Origin of the sequence: Pseudomonas sp. PDM32 (genome assembly GCF_019219225.1) — a bacterium.
Classification (GTDB): Bacteria; Pseudomonadota; Gammaproteobacteria; order Pseudomonadales; family Pseudomonadaceae; genus Aquipseudomonas; species Aquipseudomonas laurylsulfatiphila.
In genome coordinates, this window is record NZ_JAHUWE010000004.1 from 222,919 (window position 1) to 240,352 (window position 17,434).

19 protein-coding genes are annotated in these 17,434 nt (G+C 58.8%); 7 read left to right on the plus strand and 12 right to left on the minus strand.

Annotated features, from left to right (window positions below):
• Positions 1-149 precede the first annotated feature (149 nt).
• Together rnt and pyrC are read right to left on the minus strand one after the other, a co-directional pair.
• The gene (rnt, locus tag KW846_RS09670) at positions 150-827 is read right to left on the minus strand and encodes a ribonuclease T (RefSeq protein ID WP_111279785.1); all 678 of its coding nucleotides are present in this window, start codon (positions 825-827) and stop codon (positions 150-152) included.
• The gene (pyrC, locus tag KW846_RS09675; RefSeq protein WP_007972318.1) at positions 824-1,870 is read right to left on the minus strand and encodes a dihydroorotase; all 1,047 of its coding nucleotides are present in this window, start codon (positions 1,868-1,870) and stop codon (positions 824-826) included. The genes rnt and pyrC overlap by 4 nt, the downstream gene beginning before the upstream one ends.
• 159 nt (positions 1,871-2,029) lie before the next feature.
• Between pyrC and KW846_RS09680 the strand changes: the two genes are divergently transcribed.
• Positions 2,030-2,935, plus strand: coding sequence for an OmpA family protein (locus tag KW846_RS09680; protein ID WP_218482078.1), 906 nt, complete (start codon positions 2,030-2,032; stop codon positions 2,933-2,935).
• A 129-nt stretch (positions 2,936-3,064) separates the two neighbouring features.
• On the plus strand, positions 3,065-4,282 hold the full coding sequence (locus tag KW846_RS09685; RefSeq protein WP_007972320.1) for an argininosuccinate synthase: 1,218 nt from the start codon (positions 3,065-3,067) through the stop codon (positions 4,280-4,282).
• 137 nt (positions 4,283-4,419) lie between these two features.
• Here KW846_RS09685 and KW846_RS09690 read toward each other — a convergent pair whose 3' ends face one another.
• Complete coding sequence (locus tag KW846_RS09690; protein ID WP_218482079.1) at positions 4,420-5,133, minus strand: hypothetical protein; 714 nt, start codon at positions 5,131-5,133, stop codon at positions 4,420-4,422.
• 474 nt (positions 5,134-5,607) lie between these two features.
• On the opposite strand from KW846_RS09690, the gene KW846_RS09695 reads away from it, so the two are divergent.
• Positions 5,608-6,234 (plus strand): response regulator transcription factor, encoded by a 627-nt coding sequence (locus KW846_RS09695; protein WP_218482080.1) that lies wholly within the window; start codon positions 5,608-5,610, stop codon positions 6,232-6,234.
• 80 nt (positions 6,235-6,314) lie between these two features.
• Here the strand turns inward: KW846_RS09695 and KW846_RS09700 are convergent, their stop codons facing one another.
• From KW846_RS09700 to metG, 8 genes are all read right to left on the minus strand, one after another.
• On the minus strand, positions 6,315-6,494 hold the full coding sequence (locus tag KW846_RS09700) for a PA3496 family putative envelope integrity protein (protein ID WP_007972325.1): 180 nt from the start codon (positions 6,492-6,494) through the stop codon (positions 6,315-6,317).
• A gap of 106 nt (positions 6,495-6,600) precedes the next feature.
• Positions 6,601-7,239, minus strand: coding sequence for an endonuclease III (gene nth / locus KW846_RS09705; RefSeq protein WP_218482081.1), 639 nt, complete (start codon positions 7,237-7,239; stop codon positions 6,601-6,603).
• 25 nt (positions 7,240-7,264) lie between these two features.
• On the minus strand, positions 7,265-7,849 hold the full coding sequence (locus tag KW846_RS09710; protein ID WP_218482082.1) for an Rnf-Nqr domain containing protein: 585 nt from the start codon (positions 7,847-7,849) through the stop codon (positions 7,265-7,267).
• Positions 7,842-8,453 carry an RnfABCDGE type electron transport complex subunit G gene (locus tag KW846_RS09715; protein ID WP_218482083.1) on the minus strand — a complete coding sequence of 204 codons (612 nt, stop codon included), beginning with the start codon at positions 8,451-8,453 and terminating at the stop codon, positions 7,842-7,844. Before KW846_RS09715 ends, KW846_RS09710 begins: the two co-directional genes overlap by 8 nt.
• Positions 8,450-9,436 (minus strand): RnfABCDGE type electron transport complex subunit D, encoded by a 987-nt coding sequence (locus KW846_RS09720; protein ID WP_218482084.1) that lies wholly within the window; start codon positions 9,434-9,436, stop codon positions 8,450-8,452. Before KW846_RS09720 ends, KW846_RS09715 begins: the two co-directional genes overlap by 4 nt.
• Positions 9,423-10,436 (minus strand): electron transport complex subunit RsxB, encoded by a 1,014-nt coding sequence (gene rsxB, locus KW846_RS09725; RefSeq protein ID WP_218482085.1) that lies wholly within the window; start codon positions 10,434-10,436, stop codon positions 9,423-9,425. Before rsxB ends, KW846_RS09720 begins: the two co-directional genes overlap by 14 nt.
• The gene (locus KW846_RS09730; RefSeq protein ID WP_218482086.1) at positions 10,433-11,002 is read right to left on the minus strand and encodes an electron transport complex protein RnfA; all 570 of its coding nucleotides are present in this window, start codon (positions 11,000-11,002) and stop codon (positions 10,433-10,435) included. Before KW846_RS09730 ends, rsxB begins: the two co-directional genes overlap by 4 nt.
• A gap of 191 nt (positions 11,003-11,193) precedes the next feature.
• Positions 11,194-13,245: a methionine--tRNA ligase gene (gene metG / locus KW846_RS09735; RefSeq protein ID WP_218482087.1), complete on the minus strand. Its 2,052-nt coding sequence runs from the start codon at positions 13,243-13,245 to the stop codon at positions 11,194-11,196.
• Positions 13,246-13,445: 200 nt separating this feature from the next.
• Between metG and apbC the strand changes: the two genes are divergently transcribed.
• Positions 13,446-14,540: an iron-sulfur cluster carrier protein ApbC gene (gene apbC / locus KW846_RS09740; RefSeq protein WP_015096679.1), complete on the plus strand. Its 1,095-nt coding sequence runs from the start codon at positions 13,446-13,448 to the stop codon at positions 14,538-14,540.
• A 126-nt stretch (positions 14,541-14,666) separates the two neighbouring features.
• Here apbC and KW846_RS09745 read toward each other — a convergent pair whose 3' ends face one another.
• A complete protein-coding gene (locus KW846_RS09745) occupies positions 14,667-15,425 on the minus strand; it encodes an SDR family oxidoreductase (RefSeq protein ID WP_126047359.1) in 759 nt (252 codons plus the stop codon).
• Between the two features lie 166 nt (positions 15,426-15,591).
• Between KW846_RS09745 and KW846_RS09750 the strand changes: the two genes are divergently transcribed.
• The 3 genes from KW846_RS09750 to KW846_RS09760 all read left to right on the plus strand — a co-directional run bounded on the left by KW846_RS09750 (position 15,592) and on the right by KW846_RS09760 (position 17,408).
• On the plus strand, positions 15,592-16,323 hold the full coding sequence (locus tag KW846_RS09750; protein WP_007978561.1) for a HugZ family protein: 732 nt from the start codon (positions 15,592-15,594) through the stop codon (positions 16,321-16,323).
• Between the two features lie 66 nt (positions 16,324-16,389).
• Positions 16,390-16,866, plus strand: coding sequence for an FxsA family protein (locus tag KW846_RS09755; protein ID WP_218482088.1), 477 nt, complete (start codon positions 16,390-16,392; stop codon positions 16,864-16,866).
• Positions 16,867-17,114: 248 nt separating this feature from the next.
• Positions 17,115-17,408, plus strand: a complete 294-nt coding sequence (locus KW846_RS09760) for a co-chaperone GroES (RefSeq protein ID WP_007978564.1) — start codon at positions 17,115-17,117, stop codon at positions 17,406-17,408.
• Positions 17,409-17,434: the final 26 nt, after the last annotated feature.

Genomic DNA, 17,434 nt, shown 5'->3' on the forward strand with positions numbered 1-17,434 from the left:
GGTTTTTTTATGTGCGGAAATAAATCTGCGACTGAAATCCCTGTAGGAGCGAGCCCGCTCGCGATGGAGTCAAGAACACCGCGGGGAACCAGAACGCCCGCGTTATCGTTCACGACCATCGCGAGCAGGCTCGCTCCTACAGAAAGCCATCAATCGTCGAAATCTTCCCAGCCACCCATCTGTTTCCAGCGATTGACGATGCCGCAGAACAGCTCTGCCGTCTTCTCGGTGTCATAGCGCGCCGAGTGGGCTTCGCGACCGTCGAAGTCGATGTCCGCTGCCTGACACGCCTTGGCCAGCACGGTCTGGCCATAGGCCAGGCCAGCGAGCGTCGCGGTATCGAAACTGGAGAACGGATGGAACGGATTGCGCTTCATGTCCAGGCGCGCAACCGCCGCATTCAGGAAGCCCAGGTCGAAGCTGCTGTTATGCCCGACCAGGATCGCCCGTTTGCAACCGTTGGCCTTGAGGGCCTTGCGCACGCCGCGGAAGATATCGTTCAGGGCAGACTCTTCACTCACGGCCATGCGCAGCGGGTGATCGAGCTTGATCCCGGTGAATTCCAGGGCCGCCGCTTCAATGTTCGCGCCTTCGAATGGCTCGACACGGAAGAAGTAGGTGTGATCCGGGTAGACAAAACCCTTTTCATCCATGGCGATGGTGGTCGCGGCGATTTCCAGCAGGGCATCGGTGGCCGAGTTGAAGCCACCGGTTTCTACGTCGACGACAACCGGCAGGTAACCACGAAACCTGGCAGCCATTGGATGACGGGAACCGCCACCGCCGCCATTGCCTTCCAGTTCGTCGTCGAAATGGTCTTCACTCACGCGTGTTCCTCCAGCAGGCGCCAGCGCAGTTTTTCACCGGCGCGCAGCGGGATAACGGTCAGCTCGCCAAACGGCAGGCTGGCAGGGGCGGTCCATTCTTCGCGGACCAGGGTGATGCGATCGGTGTTGGCCGGCAGGCCATAGAAACGCGGGCCGTTGAGGCTGGCGAAGGCTTCGAGCTTGTCCAGCGCATTGCGTTGTTCGAACGCTTCGGCGTACATCTCGATCGCCGCATAAGCGGTGTAGCAGCCGGCACAACCACAAGCGGCTTCCTTGGCGTGCTGGGCGTGGGGGGCCGAGTCGGTGCCGAGGAAGAATTTTTCGCTGCCGCTGGTGGCGGCGTCGAGCAGGGCTTCCTGGTGCGTATTGCGCTTGAGGATCGGCAGGCAGTAGAAATGCGGCCGAATCCCGCCCACCAGCATGTGGTTGCGGTTGTACAGCAGGTGATGCGCGGTGATGGTCGCGCCCACGTTGGCCGAAGCCGAGTTGACGAACTGCACGGCGTCAGCGGTGGTGATGTGTTCGAACACCACCTTGAGCGTCGGGAAGCGCTCGACCACACGACGCATATGCTCGTCGATGAAGATTTTCTCGCGGTCGAACACGTCGACATCGCCACGGGTGACTTCGCCGTGGATCAGCAGCGGCATCCCGACTTCGGCCATGGCCTCGAGTGCAGGAAAAATCTTGTCGATGCTGGTAACACCAGAGTCCGAGTTGGTGGTCGCGCCGGCCGGGTAAAGCTTGGCGGCGTGCACGAATCCGGTGGCCTTGGCCTCGCGGATCTCTTCAGGCTGGGTGCGGTCGGTCAGGTACAGGACCATCAGCGGCTCGAACGGGCTGCCGGCCGGGCGGGCAGCGAGAATCCGCTGGCGATAGCCGTCGGCTTCGGCCGCGTTGCGCACCGGTGGAACCAGGTTGGGCATGATGATGGCGCGGCCAAAGGTGCGCGCAACATCCGCGACGGTATTGGTCAACACGGCACCATCGCGAAGATGAATGTGCCAGTCGTCGGGACGCAGCAGGGTCAGGCGGTCGGACATGAGGGGATTCCAGGCGGGTCAAACTCAAGGGAATGCTACCGGAAAAGACTCTTGCAGGCACTCGCTATCAAGTTTTGCCGCCAGCTTCCGATATCCAACAGGTATGCCGTAAACATGTGTGTGTCGGTCTTTTTGTTGTAGAAGCCAGTGGAGCCTCCCGTGCGCCAGCGTTATTTAGCCTTGCTCAGTGTGTTTGCCAGCCTTCCCGCGATGGCGCTCACTTTTCAGACCCGCCTGGAGAGCATTGAGTGGACAGTCGAAGGCGACAAGTTCGAATGCCGCCTGACACAGCCGATTACCGACTTCGGCTCGGGTGAGTTCGTGCGCAAGGCCGGTGAGCAGGCAACGTTTCGTCTGAAAGCCTATAACCCGATGATGGGCGGAGGTTCGGCGACCTTGCTGGCAGCTGCCGCACCGTGGCAACCGGGGCGGGACGATATCAATCTGGGCACGGTGAGAATCGGCAGCGGCAACGTGTTGTTCAACAGCTCACAGGTGCAGGCCGGACGCCTGATCAGTGGCCTGATGGATGGTCGCAGCCCGGTGGTTCGCCATTCCTCGGGAGATGGGCGGGTGTCGGAAGTGCGCTTGCTGCCGGTCAGGTTCACCCAGGCGTTTGCCAATTATCAAGGCTGCGTGGCCAAACTGTTGCCGCAGAACTTCGAGCAGGTGAAACAATCCCAAATCGGCTTCCCTGGTGGCGGAATCGAGCTCGACAGCGCCGCGAAAGCCAAGCTGCAGGTCATGCTGGAGTACATGAAGGCTGATCCGACGGTCAATCACATCGAGCTCGACGGTCACTCCGACAACAGCGGCAACCGCCTGACCAATCGCGACCTGTCGCGGCGCCGGGCCCTGGCAGTTATGGAGTTCTTCAAGGCCAACGGCATCCAGGAGTCGCAAATCACCCTGCGTTTCCATGGCGAACGTTATCCGCTGGCGCCCAATACCAACAACGCCAACCGTGCGAAGAACCGTCGGGTTGCTGTACGTCTGGAACGGGGAGCGCCCGCGGAACAAGTCGCCCCGCAAGCGACGAAAGCGGCCACTTCGGCAACTTCCTGACCCTTCGGTCATCGTCGCGCTCTCGACAGATTCTGTCGCTTGGTCGTCATAAGCTGTCGCGCCTCTGTAAATTATCCTGCATGAGCGGTAGACTTCACGGCTTTCCGTAGAACCCCGTGGAGTGATGGCATGGCGGACGTAAACAAGGTCGTTCTGGCGTATTCCGGCGGCCTGGACACTTCGGTGATCCTCAAGTGGCTGCAGGATACTTATAACTGTGAAGTGGTGACCTTCACCGCTGACCTGGGTCAGGGCGAAGAGGTCGAACCTGCACGCGCCAAGGCTCAGGCCATGGGCGTCAAAGAGATCTACATCGACGACTTGCGCGAAGAGTTCGTGCGCGATTTCGTTTTCCCGATGTTCCGCGCCAACACCGTTTACGAAGGCGAGTACCTGCTGGGTACTTCCATCGCTCGTCCGCTGATCGCCAAGCGCCTGATCGAAATCGCCAACGAAACCGGCGCTGACGCCATTTCCCATGGCGCCACCGGCAAGGGCAACGACCAGGTTCGTTTCGAATTGGGCGCGTACGCCTTGAAACCTGGTGTGAAAGTGATTGCCCCCTGGCGTGAGTGGGACCTGCTGTCCCGTGAAAAGCTGATGGACTACGCCGCGAAGCACGCGATCCCGATCGAGCGTCACGGCAAGAAGAAGTCCCCGTACTCCATGGATGCCAACCTGCTGCACATCTCCTATGAAGGCGGCGTGCTGGAAGACACCTGGACCGAGCACGAAGAAGACATGTGGCGTTGGACCGTTTCCCCGGAAAACGCTCCCGACAAGCCGCAGTACCTGGAACTGACCTACCGCAACGGCGACATCGTCGCGCTGGACGGCGTCGAAATGACTCCGGCCACCGTGCTGGCGACCCTGAATCGTATCGGTGGTGAACACGGTATCGGCCGTCTCGACATCGTCGAGAACCGCTATGTGGGCATGAAGTCCCGTGGCTGCTACGAAACCCCTGGCGGCACCATCATGCTGCGTGCCCACCGTGCGATCGAATCGATCACCCTGGACCGCGAAGTGGCTCACCTCAAAGACGAGTTGATGCCCAAGTACGCCAGCCTGATCTACACCGGCTACTGGTGGAGCCCTGAGCGTCTGATGCTGCAACAGATGATCGATGCGTCCCAGGTCAATGTGAACGGCGTTGTGCGCCTGAAACTGTACAAGGGCAACGTGATCGTCACTGGCCGCAAGTCCGACGACTCGCTGTTCGACGCCAACATCGCTACTTTCGAAGAAGATGGCGGCGCGTACAACCAGGCAGATGCTGCGGGCTTCATCAAGCTCAACGCCCTGCGCATGCGCATTGCTGCGAACAAAGGCCGGAAGCTGTTCTGAGACCTTTGAGATCGTGATGGGTGCCTGACCTCGTCCTCGACGAGGTCAGGCACCTGAAAACGGGGTGTGACGCCACTTATCGCGTTGTTGGTGTTGACGCTGACGGTTTCCTGTCTTTCTCCTTGGTCTGTCCTGCTCTACACGTTGTTGTTTGCCGGTTGCCCGGCTTGATCAATGACCGTCAACCTGTGCGAGACCGGATCGTAGGCAATGTAAAAGGCGGAGCAGTGCTTTCTGGTCTGCCTGGAGTGGTTGAGCGCACTGGCCTTCAGTAAGGTCTCTGAAATGGCACAAGTGATAAACAGAATCACGTACGCCATCTTTTCCCGCGGCTTCTGGATTTTTTCCAGCAGCGTTTCAAACTCGACCTCCTTGCTCATACCGCGTGTATCAACGATGCACAGGTCTTTTACAAATTCCGGTAACTGAAGTTGATGCTGAGCGAAGACGGTGCTGTGCAGACCAATTTCCGTTGGCGGGTCCTGTGCACCGCAGGGCGACCGACCTGGCTGCTGGCCGTTCGCTGACGTTTCCATAGCGGGAAGCGCGGACGACTTCCCGGACACTTTTTTTTCCGACCGCCCAACATCTTCCATCGCCTTCATGAAGTGTTTTCCCTTTTCAAAGTCGGAAGGCGCATACAGTGATCGGTAGTTGAAATTGAGTGTCGCGAAAAAAAGCAAAAGTAAATAAAACGGAAAGCTGATCAGAAACCAGACATAGATTTCTCTTTCCTCTTGGTCAAGGAAGGGCAGAGAAACGGCGGCCGAGGTTTCAGAGAGTGTTGCAAATATCGCAATGATTGTCATTGGGTTGGTGAATGGCTTTTTTTTGTCATGTTCTGTGCTCATGTTGAGTTCTCATTTCTTGAATGGCTTTTGAGATTTGTTTGATGTGGTTGTTTTATAGCTTTTTGATGATTGTTGGGGATGTTTTAATGATTGCTCAAAAAATATAATTTGCTGTAAGAATAATTGGATACCTTGTGTGTGATGTTTCTGGTGTGAATGTTGAGCGCGAAAATATCAGTTAAGTTATTAACGTAGAAATAGATTCTTATGTTTGTCAGGGCGCGGCCGTTCAAGCTGGCTTTTGGAAAATTCTGTTCGTAAGTCGATAGAGCCGATTGCTGAAAACTGCGCCACCATGACGCTGATACAGTTTTCAACTCATTCCGTTCGAGGGATTTTTGTAGGAGAAATCCGTGTTGTTTGTAGGGTATGTCTCTTGGTGTGGGTGGTTGGAAGGGGCGACATGCCATGGGTGAAACGACTAGGCTATTGTGCGGGCTCTAAAAATTCGAACAGCGAAAATTGGACTTGCCCATGAATAAAGTGCTGATCGTGGATGATCACCCCGTCATTCGTCTTGCGGTACGTATGCTAATGGAGCGTCATGGCTACGAAGTTATTGCAGAAACCGATAATGGTGTGGATGCACTGCAACTAGCCCGTGAACTTGCGCCGGATATTGTCATTCTGGATATCGGGATTCCGAAGCTGGACGGATTGGAAGTCATCGCGCGTTTGTCTTCGACCTCAATGCCAATGAAAGTACTGATCCTGACTTCCCAGGCGCCGGGGCATTTTTCCATGCGTTGCATGCAATCCGGTGCGGCCGGTTATGTTTGCAAACAACAAGACCTGACGGAGTTGCTCAGTGCAATAAAGGCCGTATTGTCAGGTTACAGTTACTTTCCCAATCAAGCCTTGCATACCGTGCGTTGCAGTTTGGGGAACGCCAGTGAGTCCGACATGGTTGATCGGTTGTCGGGGCGGGAAATGATGGTCCTGCAGCAGTTGGCCAGAGGGAAGACCAATAAGGAAATTGCCGATGGAATGTTTCTCAGCAATAAAACAGTCAGTACTTACAAGACCCGCCTGTTGCTCAAACTCAATGCAAGGTCCCTGGTCGATTTGATCGAGCTGGCACAACGCAACGGTCTGGTGTGATGGCGTATCTGGGCGACAAGGGGCGTTTGTCGAAGTATGGCACTTAAAAAAAAGCCTCCGTTTCGGGAGGCTTTCAGGTGTCATAAGTCAAAATCGTAGTCGGCCAATTGCTTTTGCAGTCGGCGCTCCTCCAGCAGATTGTCGATGGTGCGGCGTTTGCTCAGATTAGTTTTCGCTACTTCAACCACCGGCTCGGCGTCATCGGTTTCGGCGGTGGTGAAGTCGTCTTCTACGTCCAATTGCTCTTTGCCAGTACTCATTTAATTGCTCCAGGCTAAGAAGGCCTTTGGCGCTCCTTATATCGACAATCTCCCGGCGGGTAAAAAAGATTTTTTCAATCGACAAATCAATAATCCCAATAGCGCCTCAATCGTCGGAGGTTTTGTGCTTGTATTCGCACAAGTCCTCGATCCGGCAGCTTCCGCATCGGGGCTTGCGGGCCAGGCAGACATAGCGGCCGTGAAGGATCAGCCAGTGATGGGAGTCGAGCAGGTACTCCCTGGGCACGAATTTCATCAGTTTTTTCTCGACCTCCACCACATTCTTGCCGGGCGCAATGCCGGTGCGATTGCTGACCCTGAAAATGTGCGTGTCGACAGCCATGGTCAACTGACGGAATGCCGTATTGAGTACCACATTGGCGGTTTTGCGGCCGACGCCGGGCAGCGCTTCCAGTTCTTCGCGGGTTTGCGGCACTTCACCGGCATGACGCTCGACCAGCAAGCGGCAGGTTTCGATCACGTTTTTCGCTTTGCTGTTGTACAGGCCGATGGTCTTGATGTACTCCGACAGTCCCTCGACACCCAGGGCATGGATCGCTGCCGGGGTATTGGCAATCGGGAACAGCTTGGCGGTGGCCTTGTTGACGCCGACGTCGGTCGACTGCGCCGAGAGAATTACGGCAATCAGTAATTCGAACGGTGAGGAATAGGCCAGTTCGGTCTTGGGTTCCGGGTTGTCTTCGTGCAGCCTGCGGAAAATTTCCAGACGTTTTGCGGCATTCATGGGCAGTGCGTTTCCTCGTAGGCAATCAATGTGTGGGTTTGGGGCGCCAGGCCTGCCAGGCGGCGATCAGCAGTCCGAGCAGAATGAACCCGCCAGGAACCAATGTGGCCAGGCGCAGACCGCCATCGGCCACCAGCACCCAGCCGTGCCAGTCAGTTTGCTTTGCACCGGACAGCCACGACAGTCGGTTTCCGAGGGTTGCGGTGCCGATGAGTTCGCGCAGCAGTCCCATAGCGATCATCAGCGTGACAAACAGCCCACTGAGTCGCAGGCACTGGCGCCAGCCGTTTTGAAAGAACCCGGTGTGCTCCAGTACGACGCATTGCAAGGCGATCATGGCGACATAAAACCCCAGATGCTGCTGCCATTGCAGCGACCAGACTTGTGCCATGAGTTCAACGCAACTGGTAAGCGTGGCGGCCAACAGAACGCTGGCCGGCAAGCGGGCCGCCGGGACCAATCGGGGTCGCAGGGCGCCCATGGCCAGGCTGAACAACTGGGTCACCAGCATGAACATCAGGCACAGGCCAAGTGCGGCCATCAGCGAATGGGTGGCGCCGATCAGTGGCGTCAGCATCAGGGCGTTGCGCAGCGTCGATGAGTTATCCATGGGCAGGGTTCCCGAGCAGTTGTTGCCGGTGTTCATCAAAGTAGCGCAAGGCATCGTGCACGGCATTGATCACTGCTCTAGAGGTGATGGTCGCGCCTGCGATCTGATCGAACTGCCCCAGATCCTTTTTCAGCGCCCAACCGCTGTCACTGGGTTCTGTTCGGGATTTTCCGGAAAAAATCTGCAGCCAGCCATTGGGCCAGTCGGCGATCCGTGCCCCCAGTCCAGGTGTTTCCGACTGTTTGAGGGTTTTGACGCCCAGCAACCTGCCATTGGCATCGACAGCAATCAGTAGCTCGATGGCACCGGCGTAGCCAAGGGTTTGACTGCGCAGTAACAGCGCGACGGGTTGCTCGCCCCGTGTTGCCAGATAGCCACCGAGCAAGGTGCTGTTTGCCAGGGTGGTTGTTTCGATCCTGATGGGGTGGTCGAGTGGTTGATTGTCGTAGCGGTCTGACGGTATCAGGTCCAGCAGATTCCGGCTGTCGAGCAGGCGCTGTTCGGCTGCAATGCGCGGCGCGCTGCCGAGTTGCACGAAGTACGTCACACCCATGCCCAGTGCGGCCAAAAACACCAGAAGCGTGATGCTTGATGTCCGGCTCATGACGCCTCCGGCTGTTGTCTGGCCGCCACGAATCGCTCCAGCGCCGGCACGCACAGGTTCATCAACAGCACGGCAAAGGCGATGCCGTCCGGATAGCCACCCCAGGTACGAATCAGATAAGTCAGGAGCCCGACGCCGACGCCGAACAATAGTTTTGCCCCAGGGCTTCTGGCGCCGGATACCGGTTCGGTAATGATGAAGAACGCCCCCAGCATGGTCGCACCGGTCAGCAGGTGAAACAGCGGCGAGCCATGGGAGTCGGAGCCCGAACCGTTCCAGCACAGCAGGCTGATGACGAACAGGCTGGCCAGCATGCCGACCGGGGCATGCCAGCTGATCACCCTTCGTTGCAGGAGAAACATTCCGCCCGCCAGAAACGCCAGGTTCACCCACTCCACACCACGTCCGCCGTAATGGCCGAATGCCGGATTGCCGGCAAACAGTTCATCCATGGTCAGGTTTTTGTTGATCCGCAGGCTGTCCAGTGCCGTGGCCTGCACCCACGCATCCGGTGCCTGAGCGAATCCGAACACTTGCTTCAAGCCACTCAACAGGTCCATGCCATGGGGCGATGGCCAATGGGTCATGGGTTGGGGAAAGGCCACCAGCACCAGAGCAAATCCGAGCATCGCCGGGTTGAAGGGATTCGAGCCGACGCCGCCATACAAGTGTTTGCCAAAGATCATCGCAAAGGCAGCAGCACTGAGGGGCAGCCACCATGGGCAGTAGGGCGGCAGCGCCAGAGCCAGCAAGGTGGCACTGACCAGCGCGCTACCGTCACTCAGGGTTGGCACCAGCGGTCGCTTGCGCCATTGCACGACGGCAGCTTCAACGGCCAGCGCAGCAGCGGCCGCCAGAACCAGGTTGATCAACACGCCCCAGCCGTATAGCCAGAACGCGGCGAGCACTCCCGGCAGCGTGGCCAGCAGCACCAGCTTCATGGCCTGCTGCAGGCGCTCATCAACGGTTTCAAGGGCTGGCATGGGCGTTCACCTGGCGTTCGGCTTCGCCGAGTGCGCGCTCCAGGGCTTCGATGTGCTCCGCCGGTGCTTCATTGGCCTGAGCCTTCTTGAGTTCGGCACGGCGCATGGCCAACTGGATCTTGGCCCGTTTCAGATCAGCATCATTTGACGACACCGTTGCGACCGTCGGCGCAGTGGCAGGTGGCGCGGCGCTTTCCAGTTGCGCCAGGTTTTGTTCGGCGTCTTCGAACTGCTGTTGCAGGACAATCAACTGCGATTGCTGTTCGAAGGTCGGTGGATGTCCGAAGGCTTTCAGCGACTTGTGCAGCTGCGCCCGACTCATCGCCACATCGATCTTCGCCTTTTTCAGCGCGGCATCGGCAGTGGCGGCTTTCTGTGCGCGGACGCGCTCGAGGGCGGCCTGTACCGGGTCGACTGTCGCTTCGCTAGGTTGCGTGGCACGTTGTCGGGCCTGGCGTTCGGCGATTTTCTGTTGTTCTTCGCGCTGCAAGCGGGCATTGCGCTGTTCGAAGCGGCGCCGCGCGTGATCGCGCTTGAGGGTACGGGCCTGCTGCGCTTGCGGTGTGAGGGCCAGGCCCCCGACAACCGGCAATACAGTGTCCAGCGGCAGCGGGCGCATTTCGATGCAGTCTACCGGGCAGGGTGCTACGCAGAGGTCGCAACCGGTGCACTCATCGATGATCACCGTGTGCATCAATTTGGCCGCCCCGACGATGGCATCGACCGGGCAGGCCTGAATGCACTTGGTGCAACCGATACACTCGGCTTCGCGGATATAGGCAATCTGCGCAGGTGCCGAGCCGCGAGTGATGTCCAGTTCCAGCACCGGCACCTTCAGCAACTCGGCCAGGGCCGCGATGGTTTCGTTGCCGCCGGGCGGGCATTTGTTGATTGGTTCGCCGCTGGCAATGCCTTCGGCGTACGGCTTGCACCCGGGGTGGCCGCACTTGCCGCATTGGGTTTGCGGCAAGAGTGCGTCGATGAGTTGAATCAGACTCATGTTTTGATCAGTCCGCTGAATCCGAGAAAAACCACTGCGATCAGGCCGGCACCGATCAGGTCGATCGGCAGGCCACGAAAGGGCAGGGGCACATCGTTGTCGGCCGTGCGTTCACGCAAATCAGTGAACAGGCTCAACACAAGCCAGAAACCCAACCCGGCACCCAGGCTCAAGGCTGTGGCGTGAAACAAGCCTTTGTCCTCCTGAACATTGAGCAAGGCCACGCCGAGTACGCCGGCATTGCCCAGCAGCAACGGCCAGAGGCTTTCGAACGACAGTGTCGAAAATACCCGCGCCAGCAGCTTCAGCAACGGGCCGATCAGCAACACGCTCAATGGCAGAAACACAAACAGACGCAGCGCCGTCAATTGCAGCGGCATCAGCAGCCAGTTATAGAGCGCGTAGCCGAGCATGCCCACGATCAACATCAGGCACGTCGTCGCAATGCCCAAGGCATGGACCTGACGGCGCTGGCCGGCCAACAGCGGATCGACGCTCAGCGGCCAGTGCAACACGAGGTTGTTGATCAGGGCTGTACTGATAAGCGTCAGAAGCGTTTCGGTCATGATCGTCCCTATCCGATGCTGGATAACTCTGTAGGAGCTGCCGCAGGCTGCGATCTTTTGATCTTGCTCTTACAAAAGCCAAGATCAAAAGATCGCAGCCTGCGGCAGCTCCTACAGGAGTCAGTATGGGCCAGACATGAAAATCCCACAGTCGCGCCAGGCACGACTGTGGGATCGGTTTGCCGCAGATCTTACTTGATGCGCTGACCCGGCTTGGCGCCGCTGTCAGGGCTGAGCAGGTAGATCTCTTCACCGCCAGGACCGGCTGCCATCACCATGCCTTCGGAGATGCCGAACTTCATTTTCCGTGGCTTGAGGTTGGCGATCATCATGGTCAGGCGGCCATCGAGCTTGGACGGGTCCGGGTAAGCGCTCTTGATCCCGGAGAACACGTTGCGTTGCTCGTCACCGATGTCCAGGGTCAGGCGCAGCAGCTTGTCTGCGCCTTCCACGTGTTCGGCCTTGACGATCAGCGCGACGCGCAAATCGACTGCCGCGAAGGTGTCGAACTCGATTTCCGGCGACAGAGGATCCTTGGCCAGTTCGCCATTGCCGGCAGGTGCGGCTTCGCCGGTGTCGGTCTGGCTGGCGGTCAGGTCTTCTTTCGAGGCGTCGGTCATGGCTTGTACCTTGACCGGGTCGATGCGGGTCATCAGCGGCTTGAACTCGTTCAACTGATGGTTGGCGAGCAAGGTCGCGTGGTCGTTCCAGGTCAGCGGTGCGACGTTGAGGAACGCCTCGGCGTCGGCGGCCAGCAGCGGCAGCACGGGCTTGAGGAAGATCACCAACTGGCGGAACAGGTTGACGCCGGTGGCGCAGATCGCCTGGACTTCATCCTGCTTGCCTTCCTGCTTGTTCAGCGACCACGGAGCCTTGTCGGCGATCCAGGCGTTGGCGCGGTCGGCCAGGCCCATGATCTCGCGCATGGCGCGGGCGAAGTCGCGGGCTTCGTAGGCGTCGGCAATGCCTGGCGCGGCGGCCAGGAATGCGTCGGTCAGTTCAGGCGCGGCGTTGGTGTCGACCATGACGCCAGCATTGCCTTTGTGAATGAAGCCGGCACAACGGCTGGCGATGTTGACGACCTTGCCCACCAGGTCCGAGTTGACCTTCTGCACGAAGTCTTCGAGGTTCAGGTCGAGGTCGTCGACGCCACGCCCGAGCTTGGACGCGTAGTAGTAGCGCAGGTATTCCGGCGACAGGTGATCCAGGTAGGTGCGGGCCTTGATGAACGTGCCGCGGGACTTGGACATCTTCTGGCCGTTGACGGTCAGGTAGCCGTGCACGTTGATCCCGGTCGGCTTGCGGTAGCCGGCGCCTTCGAGCATGGCTGGCCAGAACAGGGCGTGGAAGTTGACGATGTCCTTGCCGATGAAGTGGTACAGCTCGGCGGTGGAGTCCTTGCCCCAGAACGCGTCGAAGTCCAGCTCCGGCGTGCGGTTGCACAGGTTCTTGAAGCTGGCCATGTAGCCGATCGGCGCATCCAGCCACACGTAGAAGTATTTGCCCGGCTCGTCGGGGATCTCGAAACCGAAGTACGGCGCATCGCGGGAGATGTCCCACTGTTGCAGGCCGGCATCCAGCCATTCGGCGATCTTGTTGGCCACGGCATCCTGCAGGGTGCCGCTGCGGGTCCAGGTTTGCAGCATGGCCTGGAAGTCCGGCAGCTTGAAGAAGAAGTGCTGGGAATCCTTGAGCACCGGGGTGGCACCGGAGATCGCCGACTTCGGATCCTTCAGGTCGGTTGGCGCGTAGGTCGCGCCGCATTTTTCGCAGTTGTCGCCGTACTGGTCTTCGGTGCCGCATTTCGGGCAGGTGCCCTTGATGAAGCGGTCGGCCAGGAACATTTTCTTTTCCGGGTCGAAATACTGGGTGATCGAGCGCGTGGCGATGTGCCCGGCGTCACGCAGCTTCAGGTAGATCTGGCTCGACAGCTCACGGTTTTCTTCGGCGTGAGTGGAGTGGAAATTGTCGAAGTCGACCAGGAAGTCGGCAAAGTCGGCGCTGTGTTCAGCCTGGACGTTGGCGATCAGTTGTTCCGGGGTGATGCCTTCCTTTTCCGCGCGCAGCATGATCGCCGAACCGTGGGCGTCGTCGGCGCAGACATAGATGCATTGATTGCCGCGGTGCTTCTGGAAGCGCACCCACATATCGGTCTGGATGTATTCCAGCATGTGGCCAAGATGGATCGAACCATTGGCATAGGGCAGGGCGCTGGTGACGAGGATCTTGCGTGGCTCGGACATGGGGCTCGGCTACTTGATGAAACGGAGGTCGGCCACTATAAAGCGCTGGCGCATATTTTTCATCCTGTGAGCCTGTTTCATTGGATGAGCAGCCAGAAAAGATCGCAGCCTTCGGCAGCTCCTACAGGAGCTGCCGAAGGCTGCGATCTTTTGAGGTACGATACCCATCATCTTTTCCAGTCCTGTTTTCGGAGTTGCCCATGAGCGCCGTCAATCGCGCAGCGGTGGAAGCCGTCCTTCGCCAATACACCGACCCTTACCTGAACCAGGACCCGGTCAGCGCCGGGTGCGTGCGCAACATCGACATCCAGGGCGACCGCGTCAGCGTCCAGCTCGAATTGGGTTACGCCGCCGGTCTGTTCAAGAGTGGCTGGGCGCAGATGCTGGAAATGGCCATTCAAGGTCTGGATGGCGTGTCGAGTGCCAAAGTTGATATCACCAGCGTGATCGCCGCGCACAAGGCCCAGGCGCAGATCCCGGGGCTGGCCAACGTCAAGAACGTGGTGGCCGTGGCGTCCGGCAAGGGTGGCGTGGGCAAGTCCACCACCGCGGCCAACCTGGCCCTGGCCCTGGCTCGCGAAGGCGCCAAGGTCGGTATTCTCGATGCGGACATCTACGGTCCGAGCCAAGGCATCATGTTTGGTATCCCGGAGCGCACCCGACCTGAGGTCAAGGATCAGAAATGGTTCGTTCCGCTCAAGTCCCATGGCGTCGAAGTGATGTCCATGGCCTTCCTCACCGATGACAACACACCGATGGTCTGGCGTGGTCCGATGGTCTCCGGTGCCTTGCTGCAACTGGTGACCCAAACCGCGTGGGGCGACCTGGATTATCTGGTCATCGACATGCCGCCGGGTACCGGTGACATCCAGCTGACCCTGGCGCAGAAAGTGCCGGTGGCCGGTGCGGTCATCGTGACCACTCCGCAGGACCTGGCCTTGCTGGACGCGCGCAAGGGCGTGGAAATGTTCCGCAAGGTCAACATTCCGGTGCTGGGCGTGGTGGAAAACATGGCCGTGCACATCTGCTCCAACTGCGGACATGCCGAGCATCTGTTCGGTGAGGGCGGTGGCGTGAAGCTGGCCAACCAGTATGGCGTCGAGCTGCTGGCCTCGTTGCCGCTGTCGATGGTCATCCGCGAACAGGCCGATGGCGGCAAGCCGACGGTGATCGCCGAGCCTGACAGCCAGATCGCCATGGTTTACCAGGAGCTGGCGCGTCATGTCGGTGCGCGGATCGTATTGCAGGAAGCTTTGACGCCGGCGATGCCGAACATCAGCATCAGCGACGATTGATGATCTGAAATGCTTTCCCCTGTGGGAGCGGGCTTGCTCGCGAATGCGGTGTGTCATTCAACAGATGGTTGACTGATCCAACGCATTCGCGAGCAAGCCCGCTCCCACATTTGTTTTGTGGTGCCTTTAGATCCGCAACCCGCCATCCATCTCCAGAATCCGACCGGTGTAATAGTCGTTCTCGAAGATGTACGCCGCCGAATGGGCGATCTCTTCCGGCTTGCCCATACGCTTGAGCGGAATGCCGGCAGTCATTTTTTCCAGCGCTTCAGGCTTCATGCCCAGGGTCATCTCGGTTTCGATGAAGCCCGGTGCAATTCCGGCCACGCGAATGCCGTAGCGCGCCAGTTCCTTGGCCCAGGTCACGGTCGCCGCAGCGACACCGGCCTTGGCCGCCGAGTAGTTGGTCTGGCCGATGTTGCCGGCACGGGAAATCGACGAGATATTGATGATCGCGCCGCTGTTGTTCAGCTCGACCATTTTCGCCGCGACTTCACGGGTGCACAGGAACACGCCGGTCAGGTTGACGTCGATGACCGACTGCCACTGGGCCAGGCTCATCTTGGTCATTTCGCCATCCTTGACCTTGAGCAACAGGCCGTCACGCAGGATCCCGGCATTGTTGATCAGGCCGTGGATCGCGCCGAAATCTTCGGCGACCTGGGCGACCATGTGGGTCACTTGCTCTTCGTTGGCGACGTTGCACAGGTAAGCTCGGGCTTCGACACCCTTGGCCTTGCAGGCCGCGACAGCGGCGTCGAGTTTTTCCTGATTGAGGTCGACCAGGGCGAGTTTCGCGCCCTTGCCGGCGAAATACTCGGCCATGGAGCGACCTAAACCCTGGCAACCGCCAGTGATAATGATTACTTTGTCAGTGAGTTGCATTCGCATGTCCCCCGGAAGCAGGTCTGAGTGGTTTCCTTGTAGAGAGCCTCTCGATCTGCGCCTGATGTGGCCCGGCTGCACATGAGAACTGCCCCCGATGGCATGCTGGGACTTTCACCAGCAGCTTGTCCGTTTTTATGACGGATTCTATTTAAGGAGTCATAAATTGAGCGTTGAAGCGGCTAAGCATGCACGAGAATTGCTCCTCAAGGAATACCGTGGAGTGCTCTCGACGCACTCCAAGTCAATGCCCGGTTTTCCGTTCGGCTCCGTGGTTCCGTACTGCCTGGATGAGCAGGGTCGGCCGCTGATCCTGATCAGCCGCATCGCGCAGCACACGCATAATCTGCAGAAAGACCCGAAATGCTCGCTGTTCGTGGGTGAGCGTGGGGCTGAAGATGTCCAGGCCGTTGGTCGCCTGACCTACCTGGCTGAGGCACAGCAGCTCGAAGACGAAGCCGCCATAGAAGCCGCTTCCGAGCGTTACTACCGCTACTTCCCGGAGTCGCAGGGTTATCACAAGGCCCACGATTTCGATTTCTGGGTGCTCAAGCCGGTGCGCCACCGTTACATCGGCGGTTTTGGCGCGATTCATTGGGTCAACGACCTGACTCTGGCCAACCCGTTCGCCGGCAAGGCCGAAGTGAGCATGGTCGAGCACATGAACGCGGATCACGCCAAGGCCATCGCCCATTACGTCGAGCTGGCCGGGCTGCCGAAAAACGTGCCGGCGCAAATGGCCGGCATCGATACCGAAGGCATGCACCTGCGTATCGGCCAGAGCCTTTACTGGTTGCCGTTTCAAGCTCCTTGTAATACGCCGACACAAGTCCGCGAAGCCTTGGTTTCTCTGGCTCACGCCGAACATTGGCCGAAAAATGAAGTGGCCGACGCTTGAATTCACGAAACGGCGACGTCATCTAAGGTGAACTGGCAAGGCATTCTTGCGTTGAGGAACCATTTGATGCGCCCTTTTTTGTTGCTCTTTCTGCTGTTCCCGGTGTTGGAGCTGTTCGTATTCGTCAAGGTGGCAGGGTCCATCGGGTTTTTCCCGGCCCTGCTGCTGATCATTCTCGGCTCGATGTTCGGTGTGTTCGTGCTGCGTATCGCCGGCCTGGCCACGGCCCTGCGAGCCCGTGAAAGCCTGAACCGCGGCGAGTTGCCGGCCCAGACCATGCTCGAAGGCCTGATGCTGGCATTGGCCGGTGGCCTGCTGATTCTTCCGGGTTTCATCAGCGATGTGATCGGCCTGATCATGCTGCTGCCGTTCAGTCGCCGTCTGCTGGCGGGCAAGATGCGCCAGCGCGCCGAAGAGCAGGCCATGCGTCAGCGCGCGTTCGCCGACGACCTCCAGGCCCGTGGCGGTCCAGCCCCCCGCGAGCCTTTGGGGCGTGAACCGAATGTGATCGAAGGCGAGTTCGAACACCGCGATACCAAATAAAACGCCCATCGACACGGCACCTTCGGGTGCCGTGTTCGTTTGCGGGGCACCGACCTGAAAAATTTTCGCTGCCCGCCCTTGTAATAAGCTTATGCGCCCTTATGTAACGGTCACCGCAAGGTTTCTGGCGAACACGCCAGACAGACTTCCGCGGTTCGCTTGACGAACCGCAACCGGCACCGCCGGCCTTTGTTAAACCCGCCGGGACTACACCGGCCGATGAAAACCACAATTAGGAGAGATCGACAATGAAGCTTCGTCCTCTGCATGACCGCGTCGTCATCCGTCGCAGCGAAGAAGAAAAGAAAACCGCTGGCGGTATCGTCCTGCCAGGTTCGGCTGCTGAAAAAGCCAACAGCGGCGAAATCCTCGCTGTAGGCACCGGCCGCGTACTGGAAAGCGGTGAAGTGCGTGCACTGTCCGTGAAAGTGGGCGACAAGGTTGTGTTCGGTCCTTACTCCGGCAGCAACACTGTGAAAGTCGACGGCGAAGACCTGCTGGTAATGAGCGAGAACGAAATCCTCGCTGTTATCGAAGGCTGATTACCCGCTCATTTTCCCGCTACTTC